We start from the raw sequence: 26,224 nt of genomic DNA, 5'->3' as shown, positions 1-26,224 counted from the left end.
GATACTTGTTATGTTAACTCCAGGTACACAGGACAATGATCACTGTGCTTCACATCAGGATAGATATCAGAAGCCTTTAAGCGGTCGCGCAATGCCTCCGTTGCATTGATATAATCGATACGCCAGCCCTTATTTTGCAGTCGTACAGAGGGGAAACGCTGGCTCCACCAGCTGTAACGATGCGGATCAGGATTGAACTCACGGAATGTATCGATCCAGCCACTACCCAAAAACTTATCCATCCAGGCACGCTCCTCTGGCAAAAAGCCCGATGAATTCTTATTCCCTTTAGGATCATGAATATCGATTTCCTTATGCGCAATGTTATAATCACCACAGAGAATCAGCTTGGGATGTTTGGCGCGCAAAGAAGTTACATATGCATAAAACTCTTCCAGCCATTCATACTTGTATGTCTGACGCACATCACCGGTGGTGCCCGAAGGAAAATAAGCATTGATCAGTCGGATATCTCCAAAGTCCAGCTGAATCACACGCCCCTCCTCATCACTTACCTGGTGACCGGTGCCATACACCACATTGTCCGGTTTTATCTTGGTGAATACCGCCACGCCACTATAACCCTTCTTCTGGGCGCTGAACCAGTAATCATAATAATTGAGATTGTTGAACTGTTTGTAATCCACATTATCCCTGTGCGCTTTTGTCTCCTGGACACAGACAATATCGGCGGGATCTGTCTTCAGCCAGTCGATAAGCCCCTTGGTCATCGCGGCACGAAGGCCATTTACATTGTAGCTGAGGATACGCATGAGTATTATTTTTTACATTTGGCCAGCAATTTACAGTATTGATATGGAAGCAACATCAGTAAAGACCGGTATTAAGCCAATCATTCCGCCCAAAGAACACGTTTACCTCGATGGACCCAAGCCCCGTACCTACGAGTTGGGCTTCGCCTGGAAGGTATTTACCCAGTTCATAAAAGGATTCCGCTGCCTGCACTTTGTAGGCCCCTGTGTTACGGTATTTGGCTCAGCACGCTTTAAAGAAGACCACCCCTACTACGAAAAAGCAAGGGAGTTTGGCAAGCGTATCGCTGAAACAGGATTCACGACGATGACGGGAGGTGGCCCCGGTATTATGGAAGCTGCTAACCGCGGAGCGTTTGAGAACGATGGCCAATCCGTTGGCTGTAATATCCGGCTCCCCTTTGAGCAGAAAGCCAACCCTTACCTCCACCGCTCCATTACATTCGAGCACTTCTTTGTACGCAAAGTAGTATTGGTGAAATATTCTTATGCCTTTATTATCATGCCGGGAGGCTTTGGCACACTCGATGAGTTCTTCGAGACACTGACGCTGGTACAAACGAAGACGATCACCCAGTTTCCCATTGTACTCTATGGCAAAGAATACCACCGGGAGCTGTGGGATTACCTCGAGTACATGGCCGAGCAGGGAACAATTGCCCGCGAAGACCTGAACCTGGTGCTGCTCACCGACAGCGTCGATGAAGCCATGCAGCACATCCATACTTATATTCAGAAGAACTACAAACTAAAACCCAGAAAACGCAATTGGTGGCTGTTTGAAAAGAAATAGCTTACTTAATATTCAATCGCTGCTGAAACTGCTCCTGGTAAGTTTCACCTACAGGAATATAATTCCCGGCAATCACAATCCGGTTGCGCTCGATAAACTGTATCTTATCCAGCGCCACCAGATATGATTTATGCACCCGCATGAACTGGCTCTCAGGCAATTGCTCCTGGAAGCTCCGCATGCTTTGTAAGGTGAGTATTTTTCCTGCGGTAGTATGGATAGCAACATAATCACGCAAGCCCTCCATATACAAGATGTCCGACAGATCAACCTTCTGGATCTTGTATTCCGTCTTTACGAAAATATAGCTGGCAGGAGTGGGGGTAGGAGTAGAGGCTGTGGTACCCGGCGCCTGTATAACGACGGCAGGCTCAGTCGACAACCGCTCCTTTGCCTTATGCGCTGCCACAAGGAAGCGGTCGAAAGTTACCGGCTTTAGCAGGTAGTCTATCACATCAAACTCATAGCCATCCAGCGCATAATCCGCATAAGCAGTAGTAAGGATTACTTTACACTTATGGCCAATGATCTTCATTAACTGTAGCCCCGTCAGTTCAGGCATTTGTATGTCAAGAAATAACAAATCTACCTCCCCCTGCTGCACAAGCTCCATAGCCCTCAGTGGGTTGGTGGTTTGCTCCTTCAAAGTAAAGAAGGGTGTCTTCTGTACGTAATCGGCCATCAGCTTCAACGCCAGTGGCTCATCATCGACTACTACACACGATATGGTCTTTATGCCTGACATGTTTTGATCTCCAGTTGAACTTCAAAAATAGATGCTGTTTGCTGAACCTGTAACGTATACTTACCCGGATACAATAACTCGAGCCTGCGCTGCACATTTTCCAGACCGATACCGCCGCTCGCATCCTTCTGATGGTTTCCCACTTTATTAGTAATACTGAAGCGCATCATATCATCACCGGCATGCAGCTTCATCACGATGGGATGTCCACTCCTGATATCTCCGTGTTTAAAAGCATTCTCCACGAAAGGTATCAGCAGCAGCGGAGGGATATTGCATTTGCCGGGATTACCTGTCAGTTCAAGGTTGGCTGGTAGCGGCTGGTCAAAACGCATCTGCTGCAACTCCATATACTTGTTGATATAATCCAGCTCCTTTTGCAACGGCACCTGCTCATTCGTATCATACAACATATAGCGCAGCAAATCAGATAGCTTGGCAATGGCAGTGAGCGATTGATCAGACTGGTGATAGACCAGCGAGTATACATTGTTAAGACTATTGAATAGGAAATGCGGATTGATCTGCGAACGCAAGAACGATAACTCAGTTTGCTTATTGGCCAGCAACAACTTTGCCTCGTTTAATTTATGCTGCTGTTCGCTCTGCACAAAGAAGTAAACAATACCGAAGGCAGAATACAATACGGCAAAGTAGATATTATCGATGTAATAATAAAGGATAGACACCCCCTTCCGGTAGTTACGGAAATCGAAGATCGCCGGATATAGTAGTTCCTCCACTACATAGCGGATAGTAATAATTACAATCACACCTATTATCCAGTAAAGAAGCGCTTTCCCTTTATTTTTCCGGAACACCCTGTTAAAAATGATGAAGCTGGACAAAGCATACAGCAGGAAGATGAAAAACCCGCTAATGTTTAACATTTGCTCCTGCAGATCGTCGAACATAGAAAAAGGAGAATACCCGTTTACCCACAGCGAAATAGCACTGCCGGTTTCACGGAGCAGCTCAAACAAAAAGTAAAAGAGGATGATCCTGAGTAAATGTCTGCGCATAGCCAAATCTATGGCACTTATCGGTAATATTTTGCCCGGATAAGCCTGTCCCCGGCCTTTGTCTGCCAATCCCTGCCTTTTATCTTCCAAATCCCCCGTCTGATGAACCCCGGGCTTGCAGACAGAACCCACCGGTTGGCAGATCGACAAAAAACCAGCGGAAAGCAGCCGGTTACTTTGCTGAAAATTATAACCATGAAATATCTGCTCCCCCTGCTCGTCATGATCATTGCTGCAGGCAAAGCCGTGGCACAACCCGTCAACTGGAAAAAGATCGAACAGACAAACCCCGATAAAGTATTGATCGACCCGGCCCACCCACCCACAAAAGTATTGCTGGTAGGCGCTTTTCACTTTGGCTATCCCAACTTGGATGGACATAAAACGGACTCATCCAAAATGCTCGACGTGCTTTCTCCCCGTCGTCAAAAAGAGATCCAGCAGCTGGCAGATGTGATCGCTTCCTTTAAACCTACCCGTATTTACATAGAGTCACGTAGCCCACGTTATTCAGACTCTGTCTACCAGGCTTATCGTGCAGGAACGCACACACTGCGCCGCAATGAGATCGATCAGGTGGCTTATCGTGTCGCGAAAATGATGAACCTTCCCACGATCTATGCAGTAGATGCACCGGGGTTTAGCAATGAAAACTGGGACAAATACACTTTCCTCGACAGTCTGTGGAGGAATGACAAACCCGTTGATTCTGTCCGCGATAAGCTGTTCAACCAAAAGTATAAACGCTTTTATGACCTAGGCGACTCATTGGAAGTGGAGAACACGATACTGGAAAGCTTTCTCATCATGGCCGATCCGCTGGTGTCGCGTCGGATGCACGGACATTATATGACCGGTGGATTTAACACCGCCGACAATAAAGGACCCGATAGACTGACGATGTGGTGGTACACCCGTAACCTGCGCATATTTAACAACATCCTTAAAACGCAACCTGGTCCCAACGATCGCATCATGGTATTATTTGGCAGTGGCCATATGCCCATTATAAAACATTGCTTCGAAACATCACCTGAGTTTGAAGTGGTGGAACTGAAAGACCTGGCGCTCAAGATGCAGGCTGCCGGCAAATTAAAATAACAACGTTGGGGCGGCGTTGTTATGAACACAATGAAAAAGAGCCTAAATTAGAGGATACTAAACCACGTGCAATGGAACAAAACCCTCAACAACCCGAAAAACAACCAGGTTCCGCCCCACAACAGGAGAACCTCCTGGAAGATATGTACGATTACAATTCCATGGAAGGCTATGACAAGCCCGTTCGCAATGCCCGCATATTACTGTTTGTGCTTGCAGCATTACAACTGATCCCGATCTTTCTGGCCACAGACTTACCCGAGCCCGAAAACTGGATTACCATTGGTATTTACGTGGTACTGGCCGGCATATTCGCAGGGCTTGCATTCTGGACAAGGACCAAGCCTTACACAGCTGTCATTACGGCCCTCTCCATTTATACCGGCCTTATATTACTATCGGCTGTTTTGGAGCCCTCCAGCCTCTTCCGGGGCATCATCCTGAAGATTGTAGTATTTGTGCTGTTGATCAATGCACTGAGAAACGGCAAGGAAGTACAGGAGTGGCTTGATACCAAGAACGCCAGAAAGAACCAACAATAATCTCCTATAAAAAGAAAGCTGCCAGGTGCTTTACAACCTGGCAGCTTTTTTATTTGTAGAAAACAATGCTTATTCCAATACTGGCCTGAGCCACTTTTCAGCCTCGTCGAGCGACATGCCTTTACGCTTTGCATAATCTTCAAACTGGTCCTTCTCGATCTTACCGATACCGAAATATTTACTTTCAGGATGAGCAAAATACCAGCCACTGACAGAAGAAGCAGGATACATAGCGAGCGATTCAGTGAGCGTAATACCAGTAGCTTCTTTACCACCTAACAAGTCGAACAACTTGTACTTCTCAGTATGGTCCGGACAGGCAGGATAGCCGGGCGCAGGACGGATACCGAGGTATTTTTCACTGATAAGCTCTTCATTGCTCAGGTGCTCTTCCTTGGCATAACCCCAGAAATCCTTACGCACACGTTCGTGCAGCAACTCTGCAAAAGCTTCCACCATCCGGTCAGCCAGCACCTGCAGCATGATCTTATTATAGTCATCCATTTGCTTGGCAAATCGCTCCACGTGAGGCTCGATACCTTGCATGGTAACAGTAAACGCACCCATATAGTCAGCAGGAGTAGCCACACCATTAGCTGGCTTGATAAAGTCAGCGAGGCTTATATTGGGCTGGTCGGCAGCCTTCTTCACCTGCTGACGCAGGAAGTCGAGTTGCGTAGTACCCTTGTCACTATAAATCTCTACCGTGTCAGCTGCAGTAGCTTGTGCAGGCCACATACCAATAACACCGCGGGCGGTGAGCCATTTTTCATCGATGATCTGCTTCAACAACACCTTCGCGTCTTCATACAACTTGGTAGCTTCCTTGCCTACCTTTTCATCCTTCAGGATCTGCGGGAATTTACCATGCAGCTCCCAGGCAATGAAGAAAGGACCCCAGTCGATGTACTCAGCAATAGCCTGCAGGTCATAGTTCTCAAATATTTTGGTGCCGGTAAAGGTGGGCTTTACGGGCGTAAAGCTCGACCAGTCGATCTTAGTCTTATTCTTTTGAGAATCGGCAAAAGACAAATATTGCTTGGCTGATTTCTTATTACCGAAATCTTCCTTCAGCTTAGTATACTCCAGTTTGATCTTGCCCAGGAAGTCAGGCTTTTGTTCGTTGCTCAACAGGGAGCCCGCTACAGTTACACTGCGCGAAGCATCCAGCACGTGCACTACACCCAGATCGTATTCAGGAGCAATTTTCACAGCTGTGTGCATCCGTGAAGTAGTAGCGCCACCAATCAGCAGCGGCTGCTGCATGTTGCGGCGTTTCATTTCCTTGGCCACGTGCACCATCTCATCCAGCGAAGGAGTGATCAATCCACTTAAGCCAATAATATCAGCCTTTTCCTTCACGGCAGTTTCCAATATCTTATCGGCAGGCACCATCACACCGAGGTCGATAATGTCATAGCCATTACAGCCCAATACCACACCCACAATGTTTTTACCAATATCATGTACATCCCCTTTTACAGTAGCCAGCAGGATACGTGGAGCACCACCCTGTTGAGCATTGGGATTGTTTCTTTTCTCTTCTTCAATATAAGGAGTCAGCACGGCCACACTCTTCTTCATTACGCGGGCACTCTTTACCACCTGCGGCAGGAACATCTTACCACTGCCAAACAAGTCACCCACCACGTTCATGCCATCCATCAGCGGGCCTTCGATCACCTCCAGCGGACGTGAATACTGTTGACGTGCTTCTTCAGTGTCCAGTTCTATATAATCGGTGATACCATTTACCAGTGCGTGTGTCAGTCGCTCTTGTACAGAGCCATTACGCCATGCTTCATCCTTTACTTCTACTTTGCCCTTTGCCTTTACAGTGTCGGCAAAAGCGATCAGGCGATCCGTAGCATCAGGACGACGGTTCAGGATCACATCCTCACAGAGGTCACGCAGTTGAGGCTCTATCTGATCATACACCACGAGCTGACCGGCATTCACGATACCCATATCCATGCCCGCTTTAATGGCATAATACAGGAACACACTGTGCATGGCCTCCCGCACGTGATCATTACCACGGAAAGAGAAAGAGATATTACTTACACCACCGCTGATCTTGGCCAGTGGCATGCGTTGCTTGATAACGCGGGTAGCCTCGATAAAGTCGATAGCATAATTATTATGCTCCTCGATACCGGTTGCAACAGCAAATATGTTGGGGTCGAAAATGATGTCCTGCGGAGTAAAGCCTACTTGTTCGACTAATATGTTATAAGCCTGCGTACAAATGTCTACCCGGCGTTGGAAAGTATCAGCCTGTCCCTGCTCATCAAAAGCCATTACCACTACAGCAGCGCCAAACAACTTACAAATGCGTGCCTCGCGGATAAACTTATCAACCCCTTCCTTCATCGAAATAGAGTTCACGATACATTTACCTTGTACGCATTTAAGACCCGCCTCGATGATCTCAAACTTGGAGCTGTCGATCATGATCGGGATCTTGGCGATATCAGGCTCACTCTGTACGAGGTTGAGGAAGGTGGTCATGGCCTTTACGCCATCCAATAAGGCGTCGTCCATGTTCACGTCCAGCACCTGAGCGCCACTCTCCACCTGCTGGCGGGCTACGCTGAGCGCCTCTTCATACTTGTTTTCCCTGATGAGACGGGCAAACTTCTTGGAACCGGTAACGTTGGTACGCTCACCTACGTTCACAAAATTTGTTTCCGGGCGCACCACCAGCGGCTCGAGACCCGACAGCCGTAAGTAAGGCTTGATAATAATTTGTTCGGACATACTATTTATTTCCGTTTTGGAATTAACCAACAGGTTTAATGCTTTACAATACTTCCTCTACTACGGGCAACTTCCTCGGAGTGATATTCTTTACATGCTGGGCAATATGCCTGATGTGATCCGGTGTGGTACCACAACAGCCACCCACGATATTTACGAATCCCTCTGCTGCCCATTCTTCAAGGAAGTGAGCAGTTTGCTCGGGTTGCTCATCATATTCACCCATGGCGTTGGGCAGGCCCGCATTGGGATAAGCTGAAGTATAGCATGCAGCTATCTGGCTCAGCTCTTCAATGTGAGGGCGCATTTCAGCAGCACCCAGTGCACAGTTAAGGCCGATGCTCAATGGCTTGGCATGAAATACAGAGGTGTAGAAAGCTTCCAGTGTTTGTCCGCTCAGCGTACGGCCAGAGGCATCCGTAATGGTGCCGCTGATCATGATGGGCAACTCAGGCTTGCCGGTATCCTGGAAGAACTTTTTAGTAGCGTAGATAGCCGCCTTAGCATTCAGTGTATCGAAGATGGTTTCGATCAGAATGATGTCAGCACCGCCTTCTACCAGGCCCGATACCTGCTCATAATAAGCAGTCATAGCCTCGTCGAAAGTCAGCGCCCTGAAGCCAGGGTTGTTTACATCCGGCGATAAGCTCAGTGTTTTATTGAGCGGTCCTATCGCACCGGCTACATACCGGGGCTTGGAAGGATCCTTTTGCGTGTATTTGTCGGCAGCACGGCGGGCACACTGAGCAGCAGCCACATTGAGCTCATAAGCCAGTGACTGCATCTCGTAGTCGGCCATCGCGATAGTAGTGCTGGAGAAAGTGTTCGTCTCGATGATATCGGCCCCTGCATCCAGGTATTGGCCGTGAATCTCTTCAATGATATGAGGTTGAGTAATACACAGGAGGTCGTTATTACCCTTTACATCCAGGTGCCAGTCTTTGAAACGTTCTCCCCTGTAATCAGCTTCCTCGAGCTTATATCGCTGGATCATGGTACCCATGGCCCCGTCGATGATCAATATCCTTTTTTCTAATGCTTTCCTGATGTCCATATGCGTAAAATTTTATTTACTGCCGGCAATAGACCTGCAGCGATAAATGGCAGCGTTGGTAATGCATAAGATTGACAGGCAGTGGGTGAAAACTGTTCGATATCAGAACATCATAAACGTTGGGAAAATGGTGTGAAGGTTTTCCTGCGTTTATTAGTTCCGTTTTTAGCACTACCCTTGTGGGAGTGAGCCCCTTTACCGGGCTACAGGCCGAACAATAAACAAATCCGCCTGCGATCAGAGCGCAAAGTTACATTATGTTCCTTTAATATCAAAACAGGGGTCAAAGAGAGGCATTTAGCGGTTCGCCACATAGCTTTCCACAGGCAGGCGGTTCGTAATAGACCTGGCCAGCGTCATTTCATCGGCATATTCCAGCTCACCGCCGAAAGCGATGCCACGCGCGATGGTGGTAACCCGTACGGGGAATGATTGCAGCTTTTTTTGTATATAATAGATCGTGGTATCCCCCTGGATGTTGGGATTCAGGGCAAAAATGATCTCTTCGATCTTCTCCTTCTGCACCCGCTGTATAAGAGCTTCAATATGAAGCTGATCTGGCCCAATGCCATCGAGCGGTGATATAATGCCCCCCAGGATATGGTAGGCGCCGCTATATTGCTGGGTACTTTCTATGGCGATAACGTCACGCACATTTTCCACCACACACACCAGCTCCTGCCTGCGCATAGAGTTGGCGCAGATAGAACAGATATCCGCATCCGCCACGTTGTAACAGCGCTGGCAAAACCTGATCTCCCGGCGCATCTTGGTAATAGCCTCGCCAAAGTGCTCCACCTTTTCCGGTTCCTGCTTCAGCATATGCAGCACCAGGCGCAAAGCAGTCTTCTTGCCAATACCCGGAAGCTTGGCAAATTCATTCACGGCATTTTCCAGTAACGCAGAAGAGAATTGCATAATGCAAAGATACGAGTTTCGTATTTGGGGGTTTATACAATATCCACCCCTTATCTTCGTTCACCTGTTCAGGTTCTTAACCCCTTAATCACTTTTATGAGAAAAGTTCGTCAGCTCCTGCTGCCTGTATTATTATTCACCACACTTTTAACCGCCCAGGGTCAAACCAACTACCAACCCGGCTCAGTACAATTGAAAAATGGCCAACAGGTCAATGGCCTTATAGACTACCGTGAATGGCGCCAGAACCCCCGCACCATAAGCTTTAAAAAAGAGGCAGCTGCCCAGGCGGTACAGTATGGTGTAGAAGACCTGACAGCCTTTATTGTCAACAACCAGGATTCGTTCGAGAGAGCAGTAGTAACAAAGGATATGCGGCCGGTGGAGCTCCGGGAGTTGATAGATCAGGCTCAGGTGAGCGGCGATACAGCAGAAATGAAACAGGTCGATACGGTTTTTCTGCGCATATTATCAAAAGGTGGAAAAGCAGAGCTGTATGAACTGGTGGATGCAAAACCACACTATTACATCAGAGAGCAGGGCGATTATAAAGAACTACAATATAAAGTGTATTATGCTGCCGGAACATCAGGCTTGTCATACAGCTACACATTCCGCAATCAGCTACAACAATATGCATATGGCCATAAAGAAGAAAGCAAGTTGTACAGGCTGCTTGAGAAAGCTGAATACAACGAACGTGACCTGATGCGTATAATAGCCACTGTTAACAACGTACAGTTTACGCAAAAGAAAAAAAGCCCGCCACAGTTTTTTGTAGCCGCCGGACCGGCTTATTCTAACATGAAAGTAGAAGGCCCCACTAAAGCGGCAGGATTGGATTATAGCGGTAACCTGGGGTTTGCAGCAGGCGCGGGTGTAGATATCGTATCAGAAAGAAGCTTACAGGCATTTGTGATCCGTCTCGAACTCTTTTATTCATCCTTGAAGTATGAAGGGAAATCAGCGACTGCTACCTATACCGTTAAGCAGAATAATATTACACCAGCCTTGAATTTGTTGTACAGCTTCCTCAGAAAACCTACCTACAAAGCATATGTTGGTGCAGGCATTCAGTACAACTTCTCCTCCTATCCCGACAATGTATATGTAACCAAAGGCAATGAAAACAATCCGGAAAAAGACTTCATGGACTTTGAAAAAAGCTGGCTCAGTGTGCCGGTTCGCATTGGCGGCACCTTCAAAAAGATAGATGTAGGCTTGCTGGCCAATGTAGCAGGTGCATTTGAAACATTTAGCTTTATTTCAGTAAAGCCTTCCATTTATTCGCTGAGGATCGGCTACCGGCTTACAGGGAAATAACAGCACTTATCTATAAGGTAATATCGATTTCATTATCCCAATTGGCCTTGATATTTACCTTACGGGAAACCGGGGCTACTATTTCCGGCTGCAGGTGCTTACCAAAGAATTCACCGGGGTCCCATTTGCCGTTCTTATTCGTGTCGTACACGATGCGCAGGTCATACTCACCAGGCACGAACAACCGGGCATTGAAGTTCCGGTCAGTAAACACATGACTGAACTTTACCTGGTCGTTCTGTACAAACTGTAATACAGGGCTCTTCGACAGGTCGAGATTGAGGAAACGGAGACGCACCAGGCCATAATCACTTTCCTTTTTAGTGCGGAACTCCAGCGTGTCTGTCCGGAGGAGCTTATGACCGAGCGTATCCTCGGCAAAGTCCTTATCCACAATAAGATTATAAGCAGTATTCGGCTGCCATTTATATTGAAGCGTAATTCTCTTATTGCTATCGTTGATAAAGCGATAACCGGTAAGCGGCTCATACTTTTCGTTTAGGAACTGCACTTTGGTAGAGTCAAAGTATTTAAGCGGTGCTGTTTTGAAACTGATCTCCAGGTTGCCCAGTAGGTCCAGTTCCTGACCAGAAAGATTGGTTTCCATACGCAACCTTTTATCCTGTACTACACCACCGCCCCTGTTGGGTGTGGTTGGCCTTACAGTAGGCGTAGCAGGCTTCTTGTCTTTATCCTTTTCTTCCTCTTTATCTTTCTCCAGGTAAGCGTATAAAGTAAAGGTCTTACCACTTTGTGTATTCACTAGTGTATCGGAAAAAGCAAACAGCTGTTTATTACTGAGGTACTTCCGTTGCCCGCCTTCATCTTTAAACGCATACAGTGCAAAAGTGCCGGGAGGCAGGTTACGGAAAGTAAAATTGCCATCCCTGTCGGTCTTGGCCACATAACGAGGACGCTCTTTGATAACGGCAGAGTCATCCGTATTGCGGTGCAATACGGCAATGAGGGTAGAGTCGGTTTTACCTGTTTCGGCAATGATCACTTTTCCTGAAACAGTAAGTGAATCGATCCCACTGCCTGTGCTGAACACATAAGTAAAATCATTCAGAATATTACCCTCATTAATGTCTTTGATTGCTTTCCCGAAGTTGATAGCATAAGTAGTATTGTCTTCGAGCGTATCCCTGATGGTAACAGTGAGGGTGCGTAGCTTACTTACTACCAGCGGTGCTTGCTTGGGCACGGGAGACACCAGCAGGTTTTCCATGACGTTTTCCGGAGGCGCGATAAACTCATCAAATTCGAACACGATCTTCTTGCTCGCAAAATTCCGGGACGAGTCGTGCGGATTTACCCTTAACAAGGTGGGCGGGAGTGAATCCCTGGGACCGCCGGTAGGCGGAATAATATTGGCGCAGCCTGTGGTAAATACCTGGAATTGAGCAACGACTACTATGATGAAAAGAAAAGTTAATACCTGCTTCATGGAAATAAATACAACTTCAATAAGCTGCAAACATAGCTTGTTTGCGCGGATTATTCATGTAAGGCCACTGCCAGCCTATATGATTTAACAAAATGGCACCAGTGGCAGCCTGGCTTGCCGCAACCAATATAGAAATCACGCTGTTGGATACGTTGCCACGCAGTAACGATCTGTTGAGTGACGATAGTAACCTCTGCGGGCGTAATAAATAACCTTTCTTTATGGTAAAGCCCGCTCTTGTCCGGCTCGATAAAGTCGAACTCGGTGCTGCTCACTTTCCATTCCTTCTGTTGGTAATTATCCACCAGTATTTTATAGAACACAGCCTGCCGCCAGTAGTCTCCACCATTGGGGAGCGTTTCACCGGGGCGTTCTAACCGCGCTCTGGACTTATCCGGGTCGCCGGTTTTATAATCCACCAGGTTCACCGATCGGCCATCAAATTCCAGCTTATCTATCTTGCCTTTTATGGGTACACCGTCAACGATCACATTACGGATATTCCTTTCCACGGCTACGATCGTATGCCATTTGTGCGCATACTCATCGTAATAATTACTTAATATCTCATGACCATAATGTAAACGCCGGTTAAATTGCTCGGGTGTAAAGCTCTTGCGGTGCTGATGCATATACCCCTCGAAGTCGCTTATAAAAACGGCCTTCGACGGAAAAGCATCATTATCCGTTTGCATTTTGCGAAACAGCAGCTCCAGCGCATGGTGCACGGCAGAGCCAAACTCCGTAGCTTCATTACGGGGAGAAGGCACACGCAGCATACTCTGAAAATAAAACTCCAGCGGACACCTGAGGAAGCTATTGAGCGCAGTAACATGCAGCATGAACCGCTGTAGCAGTTTGCGCACTGTCGCTTCATCCAGTTGGCCGATCTCCGGCCTGCCAGCATGTACCGGCGCAGGTCCATTATATATTGTTTTACTTACAGGCTGATAAAGCGGTGCAAGCACAGCCATGATTTGTTCCTGACCATTGACAGGTTCTGGCAAGGTTGTTGGTGCAATGTGTTCCAATAACATCAACAGCTTCACCAATAGCTGCAGGTCCATAGCAGGATTGAGACGCACTTCTGCTTTGATGCGATCAATAAAGCTCATGACCGGTATTGCCTGTGCAGGATTGTTGTTGATGAAATCCCCCATCCCGGTTTCCCGTAGTATAAGATCAACCAGCGAAGACAGCGGAGTGCTGGGCGTCATACCTGTTAATCGCTCTATAGCTTCCGATGCTTTCTTCAACCCTTCATGAACAGGCGGCGTAAACAGGTCGCGGGGCGGCGTATTTACTGTTGACTGCAACAACTGGCGCAGCGAAGTTTCATCACGCCGTTCGGACAATGCCAGCGTAAGCTGCGCAATGTCAAAAGGAGGGATGTTGAACCAGGGCCCATGCAATAGTTCAAACAAAATAGCATCGCCACTATAGAGAATATCCTGCTCCGCCGCAAGATAATGAAGCAGGAGCATGAACTGTTCTACCAGTGGATGATCTGGTATTGCCTGTTCCATACTATCCAATATCCCATTACGGTTATCCCAATTGAACTGGCCAAGAAGCAGCTGGTAATTGTCGAATTCATGCACAGCGGCCCGTAACTTGTCGGTCCATGCCGCTTCGATCACTGCCTGCGTAGGTTCCAGGCGGGCGAGGTAAGCATCTATTTGCTGATTGATGAGGCCGGAAGTCCAACCTTCCCGCTCCATGATGCCGAAAAGAAAGTAAAAGTTACTGGTCTCGAAATACACATCGCCCCGGTAGCGTTTGAGCGGGTGACCCTTAGGGAAGGCGTCGATGAGCCTGGTAAACAACGCTATACGCTCCAAATCGGACAATGGCGGAGTGCTGGTGGACATGATTCAAAGATAAGGAGGGCATTTTAAGGCAAATTACTTACCTGCCCTCCCGCGAAAGCCTTAGCATTTTGGGAATGATTTTCCGGTTTACGGAAAAAATCTTCATTTTGGGAATACTTTTTTATGGTTCCTACGTTTATATAGTTATATAGTAATATTTAGTCCTTTACAAATGAAAAATCAGCATGCCCTCAGGATCTTTGTCCTGGAAGATGATGTTTGGTATGGCTCCATGCTCGAACATTATCTGTCACTCAATCCAGATTATGAAATAAGGCGCTTCGAAAGCTCTACCGCCTTTTTCAACCAGCTGCATGAGCGGCCCGACGTGGTGACGCTCGACTACTCGATGCCGGATATGGACGGTAGCGCCGTGTTGAAAAAGATCCGCGAAGTAAATCCCGATATACAGGTTATTATTATCTCAGGCCAGGAAGATGTAGGCACAGCCATCAGCCTCCTGAAGAATGGAGCATTTGATTACATCGTAAAAGACGATGATGTAAAAGACAGACTGTGGAATAGCTTACTGCACCTGCGGGAGATCGTGGGACTGCGCCAGGAAGTAGAACACCTGAAAGAACAGGTAGTTAAGAAATACGACTACTCCAAATTCCTGATCGGAAAGAGCGAGTCGATGGATAAAGTATATGGACTCATTGAAAAAGCCTGCAAGACCAATATTACCGTATCGATCACGGGCGAAACAGGTACCGGTAAAGAAATGGTGGCGAAGGCCATTCACTATAACTCCGAGCGGCAAAAGAAACCCTTTGTGGCGGTGAACGTGGCCGCTATTCCCAAAGAGCTGATAGAAAGTGAACTCTTTGGCCACGAGAAAGGAGCCTTTACAGGTGCTGTTACCCGTCGCCTGGGTAAATTTGAAGAAGCCAACAACGGCACCTTGTTCCTCGATGAAATAGGAGAGATGGACATCAGCCTGCAGGCAAAGCTCCTGCGGGTGTTGCAGGAGCGGGAGATCACCCGTATCGGAGGCAACGAAGTGGTGCCGGTGAATGCGCGCATCATCGTAGCTACCCACCGTAACCTGCTGGATGAAGTACAAAACAAAACCTTCCGTGAGGACTTGTATTACCGTTTGATCGGCTTACCCATACAGCTACCTGCATTGCGTGAACGCGGTAATGACATTATATTACTGGCAAGGTATTTCATGGACCTTTTCATTAAAGACAATGGCCTCGATAAGAAAACATTGTCGATGGAAGCACAACAGAAACTATTACAATACTCTTTCCCGGGCAACGTGCGCGAACTGAAATCGGTGATGGAGCTCACAGCCGTAATGGCCGACGGCGAATCCATCCTGCCCGAACACATCACCATTAATACAGCTGCCACGGTGAACGACCTGCTGAGTAAAGAACGCACCCTGAAAGATTTCGAGATACACATCATTCAACATTACCTTGATAAGTATGATAAAGATGTACTCTTGGTAGCCAAGAAACTCGACATTGGCAAATCGACCATTTACCGCATGATACAGGCCGGTGAATTAAATACCAAATAACCGGAATGACGACTACGACCACCAATTATCAAAGCCTGGGAAAACGGCGGATTCTTGTAGCTGAAGATGTGGAGATCAACCAACACCTGGCCCGTCACATGATGGAGTCGTGGGGGTTTGAAGTGGATATCGCTGGTAATGGCCGCGAGGCATTGGTGCTGGTACAACAGAAGAGTTACGACCTGGTGCTGATGGATATTCAAATGCCTGAAATGGATGGCATGGAAGCTACCCGTCAAATACGCAAACTGACGGACGCTATCAAAGCAACCATACCTATTATAGCACTTACGGCCAACGCCCTCAAAGGCGACCGTGAACGGTTCCTGGCAGCGGGCATGAATGACTACCTGCCCAAGCCTTTCAACGAACCGAACCTTTTTAGCATCATAGCCCACAACCTGACTGAGATGACCACCACTACCAAACCCACTGTTAAAGAACCATTGCAGGAGACAATACTTCCTGCAGCGGATCCCCCCGTCAAACTGTACAACCTTACCATGATCTACGGCATCGCCGGCGGTGATGAAGGTTTTGTAAAACGTATGCTGCAATTGTTCCTCGATACCATGCCCGAGACACTCGTGGAAATACAGCAAAACACCGCCATGCAAAACTGGACACTGGTAAGCAAACTGGCCCACAAGATGAAATCCACTATCGATTCGATGGGTATCGTTTCCCTGAAAGAGATCATCCGCCAGATAGAACAAAACGGTAAAAAAGGAGAACAAACTGAACTGTTGGCCGCGCAGGTAAACCTCGTGGAAACAGTAATGAGAGAATGCATTGTGCAGGTAAAAAAAGATTACAGTTTGTAGAACCAATGACGTTCTTGCTGGTTTAGGATAGTATTTTATGAGCGTGCACTCCATCAAAGCGGTTCAGCTTATACCCGTATCCCTTGCGGAAGCATGGGATTTCTTTTCCAGTCCCGTCAATCTACAGGCCATTACCCCTGCCGATCTCAAGTTTAATATCATTTCCAAACATCATGGCGATAGGGTATACCCCGGCCAGATCATCGAGTATAAATTGAGGCCACTGTGGGGCATCCCCTGTTATTGGATGACAGAGATCACCCATGTAGAGCCGGGCAAGTTCTTTATCGACGAACAGCGTTATGGGCCTTATAGTCTATGGCACCATCAGCACCATTTCAGGGAAGTGGAAAGCGGTGTGGAGATGACGGACATTGTACATTACAAAATACCCGGCTGGTGGATAGGTGAAATACTGCACAGCCTGGTGTTGAAAAAGAAGCTGGATGGCATCTTTGCTTACCGGTATACGAAGATTGAAGAGCTGTTTGGGAAATGGGATACCCCTTCGTTAAGAGGCGGATCGCTTTAATTAGCTAACGATTTTTATCAATAAAAAAGGTTGACAAGGATTATCCTTGTCAACCTTTTCACTTTTTAGCGGATAGCTTATCCCGGTATACGGGAGATATATTTTTCGATCTCTTTGATCTGCTTTACGATCTCAGGGCTGGTAGGCTTCAGCGCCTTTGTTTTGCGGAAGAACTCTTTAGCCGCACGGAACTCCCTTTTGTTCATCATGATATTGCACATCTGCAGGTAGGCGGCAGCTTCGTTTTCTTTGTCGGGCAGCCCTTCGCGGATGGCCTGACGGATGTATTGCTCACCCTGTTTGAAGTTGTTCTTTTGCATGGCGATCATACCCATTTGCAGCAGGTTGGCGCCTTTCACTTCTTTCATGGGAGTGCCCAGGGAGAGGCCTTTCTTCATGTTGGCCTCGGCAGTGTCAAAATCCTGTTCCATCATCGCCAGCTGACCTTTGAAGGTGTAAAAAGCAGAGCGTATGGGTTTATAAAGTAAGCCGGGAAATTTGATGGAGTCGAGTACTTTTTTAGCACCTTCTATGTCACCGCCTTCCATATGCTCCTGGATAAGGCGCATAGGACCGATGAAAAAGTGGCCGAAAATAAGGATGGCGCCGATGAAATACAGGGGGAATGCGGGCCAGAAACTGCTATAGATATTCGCCACGATACCCAATACCACCAATCCCAGTCCGAGGTACAGGCGGTAGCGGATAAGCCAGGTATAAAACTTCATACATCTTTTTTTAGGGGTAGCAAAGATAGGTGGATTTCAGGTGCAGTTGAGGAAATTTGTAAGGGCGTGAGGAAGGGGTATAAGAATGGAAATGAAGCCCTTCTTACTGCCTGTCGCTGAACAATTTGCCCTTTTTTCTGAGCAGCCGCAAATACTACGCTTTGTTTTCTTATTTTTGGCGCCCGGAAAACAGAAAATGAGCGCTACCCGCTCACCTTTCCACTTCCCGGTCCGGTAGTTCAATGGATAGAATAGAAGTTTCCTAAACTTTTGATACAGGTTCGATTCCTGTCCGGACTACGAATAAAAATTAATGGTATTCAATCCGCGTACCATTTTAAGAGTTTAGGTGCCAAATTCGCAGTGCGGTTTGGGGTAGAAGCCGTCAGTAATTACACTCGCTACACAAAGCATCAGAATTTTCATTTTGTTCTCATCGCATTTGCCAACTATATTTTCTGTCGATCTTGATCAAATATTTCGGCACAAGCTAAAGGATCGCTATACCCCCTGTGAGAGCCAGGACGATTAGAATGAAAATGAACACAGTTAGCAATACCACCAGAATTTGACTCGGCTTCCAGCCTTCCGCTTCCAACTTAAACAAGCCTAACATGTTGATTTTAAACTTACTTCTTGCCATAGTCTTCATGTTTTCTTACTCAAACATCGGTACAGAAATTTGCCTTTTCTGGGCATTTATGATTGCAATTGGCAAGAAACTGGACACCTTTTGGCAATATTTTGGCAATTATTGCCGAAAGCGCACAATAATTAGCTACACAGCATACTCATAAATTCAAATGAGGTATTTTCGCATCATAGTTTGAGTATTCACCCTGCCATACAACTACTTACGATCAGCCTTGTGCGATTTAAATTTGCCGATTATGCTTACATGCCAACGGCGGACAAAATCGACTTGAAACAGGCTCAATTAATAATCCAGGAATTGCGGGAAGATGACTTGCATTATGGTGGGCAAGAAGGTTCATCGCTGCGAAAGCGCTTAAACCTTTCGAAGGGTTCCCGCTTTACATCGACAATCACCACTTTACAACCTCTTTTTGATTGGATCACAAGCGACCCACGTTTTACTGGCAGCCGGTCAATTCAAGCATTTGTCCATGCCGAAACCGATCATTTAAAAAATTCCTCACCATACCTGTACCAAGCACTTGCAAAGCCAAGTAACCCTGCCGACAAAAAAAAATTCTGTTGGGGTACCGTTATAGATGCAAATGCAAACTCCGGCATACTCTCTAATGGTAAAAAAATAAAACCTTTATTGGTTGAGCAACTTGAAGGCTACTTGGAGGGCAGGTGCAAAGAATTATTTGGTTTGCCTTCAACACCTCCTCCCGTTCGCACTTTCATTCCCCAGGAGGCTAATCGATTTTCCTTAGAAGACTACTCATATGAGATAAGAGGTAGGGAGCTTATTGTCAAAAAAATACTGGAATATTTCGACCGAATAATAAGAACTTCTTTCAACTTATTACATTCGGGTTCAATTCCTGTCGGTACTGTGGTTAAGCCAAAATTTGAATCCGAAATCTCATTAAGTTCAACTCAAGAGTCATTCTATTTAAAGAGAATGCATGACTTAGGTAATGTATTTAAGATTCAGGAATCTCCTAAAAACTTTATCCTGATCATTGAAGGTGTTGGATCAGTCATAGAGTTTAATAGACTTAAAGAATATAATTCTAGAAACACTCACGAAAGTGACTATTATTTGATGGTTATCTGTACAGATCAAGAAAACCGGAGTGCTTCAAATCATTTTAAGGAAGTCTACAAAAAACAGATGATGATAAAATTATTTGAGGATAGTGAATTGAAAGGTTGCACAGATAAGATGTTTATAAAAACAAATAAAGAAAGTAATAATCAATCTGAATTTGGAAAGACGGAGCTCAGACAAACGATGTGTATAGATTACTTTGATGACTATTTTAAAGAAGCACATAAGCAAAAAATAAGTGTAAGGTTTTTTGAGGACGATGAATTCAAAAATTGGCCAGATAAAATGTTTGTCAAAACAGACAAAGAAAACAATAATCAATTTGAATTCGGAAATGCAGAACTCAGACAGTCAATACTTAGAGATTCTTTTTATGACTATCTTAAAGAAGTGTATAAACAACAAATGATTATAAGATTTTTTGAGGATGCTGAATTGAAAGATTGGGTAGATAAAATGTTTGTCAAAACAGACAAAGAAAGCGATAATCAATATATGAGTGTGCTATTTTTCGAGGATGCTAAATTGAAAGGTTGGACAGATAAGATGTTTATAAAAACAAATAAAGAAAGCAATAATCAATTTGAAATTGGAAAAACGAAATCCGGACAAACAATACTTAGAGATTATTTTGAAAACTCAAAATTCAAGGGAAATAAAGAAGAAAATACTGAAGAAGTTATCTGTATAGATCAAGAAGCTTGGATTGTCTCAATATATTTTAAAGAAGTTCACAAGCAACAGATGGCCATAAGATTCTTTGAGGATGCCGAATTGAAAAATTGGGGAAATAATGTTTTTATCAAAACAAACAAACAAAGGAATAATCAATTTGAAAAGACAAAACCCAGACAAGTAGCCCTTAGAGATTATTTTGCCGATTCAAAACTTAAGTCGAATAAGGAAGAAAGCAGCGAAGATGTAATAATTAAAGAAAGGGAATGTTCTTTTGACAATATGATGTGGTGTTTGAATTAAACATGCGAGGATATTAAAATCAATAAGGCTATCTCAACTGTAATTTGAGATAGCCTTATTGATTTTCTAGGTTTATACAATGCTCTTGATTGATGAGAAAAACAAGGTTGTGGATTGAAATGAAAGTATGAGCTGTCCCCAAAGAGAAATTTTTTAGAATATACACTGCTTTGAATGGTGGAAGTAAGAGATATGGTCAACATACAATTACACAAAACGAAATTCATGAACTGTAATCCCTTGTTGACCAATGTGGTTATTGGATTGTTTTCAATGGAGACAATGAAGAAGCTGCCGTTGAACTTGAAGCCTGGAAGAAAATGTATGCAGGCAGAAAGATAATTTAGTAAGATATGCAGTCTCAATTAGACATAAGGATTAAGAATCTCATATATGTATTCCTGCAAAAAGGTTGGGAATTCATCGGACCAGCCGACATGCAGTCTGACTGGTGGTTCAGCGATATTTTGCAACTTAGCTCAACATGGAGACCAGTCGGTACTCAACTTTACCTGACTCTATTGACCGATCCGCAAATACTTGACGAAAAAATTGTATGGTGTGTGGCTATTTCATCAGCAATTCCTGAAAGTCGTCACTATCAATTTAGCGATCAATTGACATTAAATGACATAAGCAGGATTGATTTACAGGAATTTGTTGCGAATATCAATAAGTCCATTCTTGTAGAGCAGTAACTATATATTTACACGAAACCCTGTTTTCACTTTGTCAATCACCACATGCGTGTAAAATTGTTTAACCGTGGTATTGTCCATCAGGTTTTTTTTAGAAAACTCCTCATAGTGCTGCATATCCATGGTATTTACAATTACTACGAAATCATATGATCCTGTTACATAGTAGCACTGCATCACATCGGTGCATTCATTCATTAGCTTTTTAAAATTGTCAATAACCTGGGAGTTGCCAAGGTATAACGTTACATCCACCACGCAGGTAATGCCATAGCCAACAGCGGCTGGAGATACTACAGATATATCGGCTTCAATAACTTTATCATCCCGAAGTCGTTTTAACCTTCGCTGTACTGAACTGGTACTCAGGTTTACCATGGCGCCGAGTTCCTCGTTTGTGACCCTGTTATTTTGCTGAAGTTGGTTCAATATCTTTTTATCGAACTCATCAAGCTCTTGCATAGTTTTCCCGTTTAGGTCGCCTGTTTTGAATGTTTTGCCCGCTAACTTAACCAGATTTGCTCAAAATACACGCCTTCGGGGGCATAACTTGCACGAGCACCGTCGAGCCATTTTTGCTGCTGTGTTACAAACGGAAATATTAAAATTAAAACGCATGAAGTTTTTCCTGAGAACTATCCTGTTACTATCGGTTGTCATTTACTCAAGGGAGTCAGTATGCCAGTCTGCAAAACAGCGTATTCAAAGCATAACAAATCCTCTTGATACATTTATTGAGAAACGAATGAAAGAGTCCGGACTGATTTGCGTTGGGGCTGCTATAATTGTCGATCAGAAACTGGTTTGGTCAAAAGGATATGGTTATGCGGATAAAGACAACAAAATTCCTTTTTCTACCCATACCATTATGAACATTGGTTCTATTTCCAAGACTTTTACGGGAGTTTGCATCATGAAAGCTGTAGAAGAAAAAAAGCTTTCCCTTGATGAAGACATTAACCGGTATCTGCCGTTCAGGATTGTCAATTCTTTCTTTCCGGATGAAAAAATAACGTTAAGACACCTGACTTCACATACTTCAGGACTTACTGACCGGTTCCCGTTTTATGACAGCACGTATTACTATGGAGGTGACGCCCCCGAGCCACTGGGGGGATTTTTGAAGAACTATTTTATGCCAGGCGGAAAGTATTATTCAAAGGATAATTTTTTGAATAAAAAACCTGGAACATACAGGGAGTATTCCAACATAGCCGCCGGATTGGCCGGGTATATTGTAGAAGTGGTGACTGGCAAAAAATTAAATGAGTACAGCAGGCAGTACATCTTCAATCCATTGAAGATGGAGAACACAGGCTGGTTTTTACGCGAAGTGAATTTGGCAAATCATTCAAAGCTTTATAACATAAAGGGTGATACCACTCAGCTTATTCAGTTGTACGGGCTACCTACTTATCCGGACGGAGGCGTACGTACTTCTGTCGCAGATCTGACAAAGTTTTTTATCGCCCTGCTGAATGAAGGAGTGTATAATGGGACAGCCATTTTGAAAAAGGAAACGGTTAAAGAAATGCAACGATTTCAGTTTACCCCAGACAACAAACCAGAAAACGTAGAAGCCGAAAAGTTAAACACTGGTATCTTTTGGGCCAGCAAGCAAAACGTAACAAAGATGGGACATTCCGGAACAGACCCGGGTGTAAAAACGGAAATGCTCTGCGATCTGTCCAGAGAGGTGGGAGTTATTCTGTTTACAAATACTACTGTTGAGGACAAAAATTTGTTTAAGTACTATTTCCAGATCTTCGATGAACTGTATAAAAGCGGAGTAAAACTAAAAGAGAACAAAAGCCGTTAAGTGCTGACAAATTACTTCAAAGACATCAGAAGCTCTGTCTCTAATTTACTTTCATCACTTGTCCAATGTCCATAGATCTCAATGTAGGGAAGGCCTGCTTCAAAGCCCTTGCTTTTTAATTCATGTTGCATATTGAGCCCAACCTGCTTTATAAGATGGTAAGAGCCGATATGTTTATAATAAGCATACTTTGTCAATATTATACTTTTGGGCTCTAAACTGATGTCATGCTTTGGAGGCTCGTTAAGTTCGATGCCGGTAAACACCATTTCATTGGGTTCATAAACCCAAATGTTAAGTCCCTTATTTTTTAGACTGTTCGCCTTGACTATCTCCCACATTTTGCCGCTTAATTTAAATGCAGTGCCGACATAGTCCTTATTAGGTGCAAACCCGGAAATCCCATAGATATCTAATCTGAACGGGGTATTAATGATTTCCATATTCATTATTGCATTTATGCATTCCCGAATTTACCAATCTTTTTTAACTGTTATTTCGGTTGCCCGGTTGCTGTGGCGTTTACTCTGCTTTCAAACTTTTCACCGGGTTCATCAAGGCTGCTTTAATACTTTGATAGCTCACTACCAGCAAAGTGATAATGATGGCTCCCAAACCTGCCACAGCGAAGACCCTCCATTCAATCCTGGTACGGTACTCAAATTGCTGTAACCACTCCTGCAGAAAATGATAAGCCACAGGCACTGCGATAAGGCAGGAAATAATTACCAGTACTACAAACTCTTTTGATAACAATTGCCATACACTAAGCACGGATGCGCCCAACACTTTGTGGATACCTATTTCTCTCGTTCTTTGTTCAGCAACAAATGCTGCAACACCAAACAAGCCGAGGCAACTGATAAAAATAGCAAGGGCGGCAAAAATTCCTGCAAGCGTGCCTATCCGTTCTTCATTCCGGAATTTCTTATTATAATCGAGGTCCGCAAAACTGTATTCGAACGGATTGGCCGGATCATAGTTCTTAAAGACCGCTTCAATCCTGGTCAGGGCTTCGCCGGCACTGACATTGGCTTTTATTTTTATATTGGCGAGGTTTAATCGCTTATGATGAACAAAGAAAATGGTTTGTTTTATGGGGTCATAAGGAGATTGCGTTACCAGATCTTTTACAACGCCGATCACTTTGAACGTTTCTTCGTCACCCCACTTGATCAGTTGCCCAACCGGGTCTTTTAAACCCATGTATTTCACCGCGGCCTCATTCAATATAAAGGCGGCTGTATCGGTGGCAAAATCTTTTGAAAAATCTCTTCCTTCTTTGATCTGCCAGCCCACCGTTTTCCCAAATTCAGGTTTAACCCGAAGCGTTACAAACTCTTCGGCCATTTGTGGGTCTTTACCGGGCCAGCTAAAACCACTGTTGGTTACTGAAGTTTGGGTGATCGGACAATCAGTTGCTGCTACTTCTTCTACGACCCGCGTATTCAGCAAGTCGGTCCTGAATGCGTCATAATGATCAATGATGTTTTTTGTTTTAATAGGAATAGTTACCAATTCATTCCTGTTATACCCAACGGGCCGGCTTTTTGCAAATTGAATTTGCTTTAATACGATCAGCGTGCCAATGATCAGCGTTATCGAAACGGTAAACTGCAATACTACCAATGCCTTGCGTGGAATGGCTGCCAAGCGCCCTGCCTTGAAAGTTCCCTTTAGTACCTTCACCGGCTGAAAAGAGGATAGATAAATGGCAGGATAGCTACCGGCAATAAGTCCCGTTACCAGGGCAAAGCCGACACTCATTATCCAGAATACAGGCTCCTGCCATAAAACAGACATCTTCTTCCCGGATACTTCATTGAAAAGAGGAAGTAAAAGCTGAATAAGTAACAGAGATATTACAAAAGAGAGCATCACCACCAGAAGAGATTCACTAAAAAACTGGCCGATCAATTGGCCTCGCACGGAACCAATAGCTTTACGGATGCCCACTTCTTTGGCTCTTTTTTCAGAGCGGGCAGTGCTCAGGTTCATAAAATTGATACACGCAAGCAGCAATACAAATATGCCTATGATCCCAAACAACCATACATATTCTATTGCCCCTCCGGCATTGACCCCATCTCTGAATTGACCATACAAATGCCACCGGTTCATGGGATGAAGAAAAAGCGTTGGCTTGTACTTTGTTTTATACTCACCATCTATTCTGTCGAGCTTTGCATTTTTAATGTTAGCCGACACGGTGGCCATATCTGCATGATCAGCTATTTGAACAATTGTCTGAAACCAGTTATTGCCCCAGCCTACCCTGCTTTCGAGGTTATCGGATTTCACCAGCAATTGCCAGGGAGCTATAAAAGCCAGATCTGAAAAGCTGGAGTTATGAGGCAGGTCCTGATATACACCAGTCACTTTAACGCCCAGCTTGTTATCGATCTTTATGATCTTGCCTATCGGGTCAGTGTCTCCAAAAAATGATCTGGCGGCTGTTTCTGAAAGCATTATGGAGTTGAGATCATATAGTCCATTCCGGGATCCCCTCAGCATATTTAGTGAGAGCATTTCAGTGACCTCCGGCTCCATATAATTTCCCGTCTTTACCATTTTCTTTTCGTCGAATGACAAAAGATGGGAACTTGGCCAGGCTGCTGTTACAACATATTTAAAATTATTGCCGTAGGTATTGCGTAGCTCGGGACCAACCTGCATTGCCTGGTTGGCCGATGTCTCTATGCTGCCGTTGAATGTCTGGTTCTGCATTACCCGTGCAATCCGGTCATAATGCTTATGGTATTTGTTGAAAGAAAGCTCGTCATGTATCCACAAGCCGATCAGCATCGCTACCGCTATGCCCACTGCAAGGCCACCAATATTGACGAAAGAGAAGACCCTGTTTTTCAGAAGATTCCGGAAGGCGACCAGCAAGTAATTCTTCAGCATATTTTTCGGTTAAATGGATGCACAATGGTGATGATGACCTCAATTAAACACTAAGACAGTGCCGGAATAGTATCTTCTTATCAATCAATGATATGTGACTTGTTTGTA

Annotated in this window: 22 protein-coding genes and 1 tRNA gene; 11 read left to right on the top strand and 12 right to left on the bottom strand. The window is 45.0% G+C overall.

The genetic code is table 11. From position 1 onward, the window contains the following. Nucleotides 1-8: 8 nt before the first annotated feature. Nucleotides 9-773, bottom strand: coding sequence for an exodeoxyribonuclease III (locus AC5JBY_RS02850; RefSeq protein WP_495903036.1), 765 nt, complete (start codon nt 771-773; stop codon nt 9-11). A 43-nt stretch (nt 774-816) separates the two neighbouring features. Between AC5JBY_RS02850 and AC5JBY_RS02845 the strand changes: the two genes are divergently transcribed. Beyond that, nucleotides 817-1,566 (top strand): LOG family protein, encoded by a 750-nt coding sequence (locus tag AC5JBY_RS02845; RefSeq protein ID WP_495903035.1) that lies wholly within the window; start codon nt 817-819, stop codon nt 1,564-1,566. Between the two features lies 1 nt (nt 1,567). Here AC5JBY_RS02845 and AC5JBY_RS02840 read toward each other — a convergent pair whose 3' ends face one another. Both AC5JBY_RS02840 and AC5JBY_RS02835 read right to left on the bottom strand, forming a co-directional pair. After that, a complete protein-coding gene (locus AC5JBY_RS02840) occupies nt 1,568-2,311 on the bottom strand; it encodes a LytR/AlgR family response regulator transcription factor (protein ID WP_495903034.1) in 744 nt (247 codons plus the stop codon). Further along, nucleotides 2,299-3,333: a sensor histidine kinase gene (locus AC5JBY_RS02835; protein WP_495903033.1), complete on the bottom strand. Its 1,035-nt coding sequence runs from the start codon at nt 3,331-3,333 to the stop codon at nt 2,299-2,301. The genes AC5JBY_RS02840 and AC5JBY_RS02835 overlap by 13 nt, the downstream gene beginning before the upstream one ends. Before the next feature lie 195 nt (nt 3,334-3,528). On the opposite strand from AC5JBY_RS02835, the gene AC5JBY_RS02830 reads away from it, so the two are divergent. After that, nucleotides 3,529-4,434, top strand: a complete 906-nt coding sequence (locus AC5JBY_RS02830; protein ID WP_495903032.1) for a DUF5694 domain-containing protein — start codon at nt 3,529-3,531, stop codon at nt 4,432-4,434. A gap of 71 nt (nt 4,435-4,505) precedes the next feature. Then, entirely contained in the window at nt 4,506-4,976 is a 471-nt protein-coding gene (locus tag AC5JBY_RS02825; protein ID WP_495903031.1) for a DUF5336 domain-containing protein, read from the top strand. 69 nt (nt 4,977-5,045) lie between these two features. Here AC5JBY_RS02825 and metH read toward each other — a convergent pair whose 3' ends face one another. From metH to recR, 3 genes are all read right to left on the bottom strand, one after another. Then, a complete protein-coding gene (metH, locus tag AC5JBY_RS02820; RefSeq protein ID WP_495903030.1) occupies nt 5,046-7,736 on the bottom strand; it encodes a methionine synthase in 2,691 nt (896 codons plus the stop codon). Nucleotides 7,737-7,779: 43 nt separating this feature from the next. Beyond that, complete coding sequence (locus AC5JBY_RS02815; protein WP_495903029.1) at nt 7,780-8,790, bottom strand: homocysteine S-methyltransferase family protein; 1,011 nt, start codon at nt 8,788-8,790, stop codon at nt 7,780-7,782. Between the two features lie 297 nt (nt 8,791-9,087). Continuing rightward, on the bottom strand, nt 9,088-9,708 hold the full coding sequence (gene recR, locus AC5JBY_RS02810) for a recombination mediator RecR (RefSeq protein ID WP_495903028.1): 621 nt from the start codon (nt 9,706-9,708) through the stop codon (nt 9,088-9,090). A gap of 96 nt (nt 9,709-9,804) precedes the next feature. Here recR and AC5JBY_RS02805 point away from each other — a divergent pair, with 96 nt between their 5' ends. Further along, nucleotides 9,805-11,031, top strand: coding sequence for a hypothetical protein (locus AC5JBY_RS02805; protein WP_495903027.1), 1,227 nt, complete (start codon nt 9,805-9,807; stop codon nt 11,029-11,031). A gap of 10 nt (nt 11,032-11,041) precedes the next feature. Here AC5JBY_RS02805 and AC5JBY_RS02800 read toward each other — a convergent pair whose 3' ends face one another. Together AC5JBY_RS02800 and AC5JBY_RS02795 are read right to left on the bottom strand one after the other, a co-directional pair. Next, entirely contained in the window at nt 11,042-12,478 is a 1,437-nt protein-coding gene (locus AC5JBY_RS02800; RefSeq protein ID WP_495903026.1) for an Ig-like domain-containing domain, read from the bottom strand. A gap of 50 nt (nt 12,479-12,528) precedes the next feature. Continuing rightward, on the bottom strand, nt 12,529-14,349 hold the full coding sequence (locus AC5JBY_RS02795; RefSeq protein WP_495903025.1) for a RecB family exonuclease: 1,821 nt from the start codon (nt 14,347-14,349) through the stop codon (nt 12,529-12,531). 172 nt (nt 14,350-14,521) lie between these two features. On the opposite strand from AC5JBY_RS02795, the gene AC5JBY_RS02790 reads away from it, so the two are divergent. From AC5JBY_RS02790 to AC5JBY_RS02780, 3 genes are read left to right on the top strand one after another with little or no spacing between them, the layout of a single operon-like run. After that, the gene (locus AC5JBY_RS02790) at nt 14,522-15,883 is read left to right on the top strand and encodes a sigma-54-dependent transcriptional regulator (RefSeq protein WP_495903024.1); all 1,362 of its coding nucleotides are present in this window, start codon (nt 14,522-14,524) and stop codon (nt 15,881-15,883) included. Nucleotides 15,884-15,888: 5 nt separating this feature from the next. Continuing rightward, entirely contained in the window at nt 15,889-16,707 is an 819-nt protein-coding gene (locus AC5JBY_RS02785) for a response regulator (RefSeq protein WP_495903023.1), read from the top strand. 37 nt (nt 16,708-16,744) lie between these two features. After that, nucleotides 16,745-17,239, top strand: a complete 495-nt coding sequence (locus tag AC5JBY_RS02780) for an SRPBCC family protein (RefSeq protein WP_495903022.1) — start codon at nt 16,745-16,747, stop codon at nt 17,237-17,239. Nucleotides 17,240-17,316: 77 nt separating this feature from the next. On the opposite strand, the gene AC5JBY_RS02775 is transcribed toward AC5JBY_RS02780, so the two are convergent. Next, nucleotides 17,317-17,967 carry a tetratricopeptide repeat protein gene (locus AC5JBY_RS02775; protein ID WP_495903021.1) on the bottom strand — a complete coding sequence of 217 codons (651 nt, stop codon included), beginning with the start codon at nt 17,965-17,967 and terminating at the stop codon, nt 17,317-17,319. A 228-nt stretch (nt 17,968-18,195) separates the two neighbouring features. Here AC5JBY_RS02775 and AC5JBY_RS02770 point away from each other — a divergent pair. The 3 genes from AC5JBY_RS02770 (at nt 18,196) to AC5JBY_RS02760 (ending at nt 21,390) form a co-directional block, all read left to right on the top strand. Next, nucleotides 18,196-18,267 (top strand) — tRNA-Arg (locus tag AC5JBY_RS02770). 568 nt (nt 18,268-18,835) lie between these two features. Next, the gene (locus tag AC5JBY_RS02765; RefSeq protein WP_495903020.1) at nt 18,836-20,692 is read left to right on the top strand and encodes a hypothetical protein; all 1,857 of its coding nucleotides are present in this window, start codon (nt 18,836-18,838) and stop codon (nt 20,690-20,692) included. 353 nt (nt 20,693-21,045) lie between these two features. Continuing rightward, complete coding sequence (locus tag AC5JBY_RS02760) at nt 21,046-21,390, top strand: hypothetical protein (RefSeq protein WP_495903019.1); 345 nt, start codon at nt 21,046-21,048, stop codon at nt 21,388-21,390. Here AC5JBY_RS02760 and AC5JBY_RS02755 read toward each other — a convergent pair whose 3' ends face one another. Then, nucleotides 21,391-21,852, bottom strand: coding sequence for an Lrp/AsnC family transcriptional regulator (locus AC5JBY_RS02755; RefSeq protein WP_495903018.1), 462 nt, complete (start codon nt 21,850-21,852; stop codon nt 21,391-21,393). Between the two features lie 154 nt (nt 21,853-22,006). Between AC5JBY_RS02755 and AC5JBY_RS02750 the strand changes: the two genes are divergently transcribed. Then, nucleotides 22,007-23,209: a serine hydrolase domain-containing protein gene (locus AC5JBY_RS02750; RefSeq protein ID WP_495903017.1), complete on the top strand. Its 1,203-nt coding sequence runs from the start codon at nt 22,007-22,009 to the stop codon at nt 23,207-23,209. An 11-nt stretch (nt 23,210-23,220) separates the two neighbouring features. Here AC5JBY_RS02750 and AC5JBY_RS02745 read toward each other — a convergent pair whose 3' ends face one another. Both AC5JBY_RS02745 and AC5JBY_RS02740 read right to left on the bottom strand, forming a co-directional pair. Continuing rightward, nucleotides 23,221-23,652 (bottom strand): hypothetical protein, encoded by a 432-nt coding sequence (locus AC5JBY_RS02745; RefSeq protein ID WP_495903016.1) that lies wholly within the window; start codon nt 23,650-23,652, stop codon nt 23,221-23,223. 79 nt (nt 23,653-23,731) lie between these two features. After that, nucleotides 23,732-26,116, bottom strand: a complete 2,385-nt coding sequence (locus AC5JBY_RS02740; RefSeq protein ID WP_495903015.1) for an ABC transporter permease — start codon at nt 26,114-26,116, stop codon at nt 23,732-23,734. Nucleotides 26,117-26,224: the final 108 nt, after the last annotated feature.

This window comes from Paraflavitalea sp., assembly GCF_059502485.1.
Note: the sequence above shows the minus strand (reverse complement) of the source record. Positions and strands in the feature narration are given on the sequence as shown.

Bases quoted from the DNA above. Each gene is read 5' to 3' on its own strand.
- AC5JBY_RS02805 (WP_495903027.1), top strand. From the start codon at position 9,805: ATGAGAAAAGTTCGTCAGCTCCTGCTGCCTGTATTATTATTCACCACA.
- AC5JBY_RS02800 (WP_495903026.1), bottom strand. From the start codon at position 12,478: ATGAAGCAGGTATTAACTTTTCTTTTCATCATAGTAGTCGTTGCTCAA.
- AC5JBY_RS02830 (WP_495903032.1), top strand. From the start codon at position 3,529: ATGAAATATCTGCTCCCCCTGCTCGTCATGATCATTGCTGCAGGCAAA.
- AC5JBY_RS02815 (WP_495903029.1), bottom strand. From the start codon at position 8,790: ATGGACATCAGGAAAGCATTAGAAAAAAGGATATTGATCATCGACGGG.
- AC5JBY_RS02750 (WP_495903017.1), top strand. From the start codon at position 22,007: ATGAAGTTTTTCCTGAGAACTATCCTGTTACTATCGGTTGTCATTTAC.
- AC5JBY_RS02835 (WP_495903033.1), bottom strand. From the start codon at position 3,333: ATGCGCAGACATTTACTCAGGATCATCCTCTTTTACTTTTTGTTTGAG.
- AC5JBY_RS02745 (WP_495903016.1), bottom strand. From the start codon at position 23,652: ATGGAAATCATTAATACCCCGTTCAGATTAGATATCTATGGGATTTCC.
- AC5JBY_RS02845 (WP_495903035.1), top strand. From the start codon at position 817: ATGGAAGCAACATCAGTAAAGACCGGTATTAAGCCAATCATTCCGCCC.
- AC5JBY_RS02780 (WP_495903022.1), top strand. From the start codon at position 16,745: ATGAGCGTGCACTCCATCAAAGCGGTTCAGCTTATACCCGTATCCCTT.
- AC5JBY_RS02785 (WP_495903023.1), top strand. From the start codon at position 15,889: ATGACGACTACGACCACCAATTATCAAAGCCTGGGAAAACGGCGGATT.
- AC5JBY_RS02775 (WP_495903021.1), bottom strand. From the start codon at position 17,967: ATGAAGTTTTATACCTGGCTTATCCGCTACCGCCTGTACCTCGGACTG.
- AC5JBY_RS02790 (WP_495903024.1), top strand. From the start codon at position 14,522: ATGAAAAATCAGCATGCCCTCAGGATCTTTGTCCTGGAAGATGATGTT.
- recR (WP_495903028.1), bottom strand. From the start codon at position 9,708: ATGCAATTCTCTTCTGCGTTACTGGAAAATGCCGTGAATGAATTTGCC.
- AC5JBY_RS02760 (WP_495903019.1), top strand. From the start codon at position 21,046: ATGCAGTCTCAATTAGACATAAGGATTAAGAATCTCATATATGTATTC.
- metH (WP_495903030.1), bottom strand. From the start codon at position 7,736: ATGTCCGAACAAATTATTATCAAGCCTTACTTACGGCTGTCGGGTCTC.
- AC5JBY_RS02755 (WP_495903018.1), bottom strand. From the start codon at position 21,852: ATGCAAGAGCTTGATGAGTTCGATAAAAAGATATTGAACCAACTTCAG.
- AC5JBY_RS02740 (WP_495903015.1), bottom strand. From the start codon at position 26,116: ATGCTGAAGAATTACTTGCTGGTCGCCTTCCGGAATCTTCTGAAAAAC.
- AC5JBY_RS02850 (WP_495903036.1), bottom strand. From the start codon at position 773: ATGCGTATCCTCAGCTACAATGTAAATGGCCTTCGTGCCGCGATGACC.
- AC5JBY_RS02840 (WP_495903034.1), bottom strand. From the start codon at position 2,311: ATGTCAGGCATAAAGACCATATCGTGTGTAGTAGTCGATGATGAGCCA.
- AC5JBY_RS02795 (WP_495903025.1), bottom strand. From the start codon at position 14,349: ATGTCCACCAGCACTCCGCCATTGTCCGATTTGGAGCGTATAGCGTTG.
- AC5JBY_RS02825 (WP_495903031.1), top strand. From the start codon at position 4,506: ATGGAACAAAACCCTCAACAACCCGAAAAACAACCAGGTTCCGCCCCA.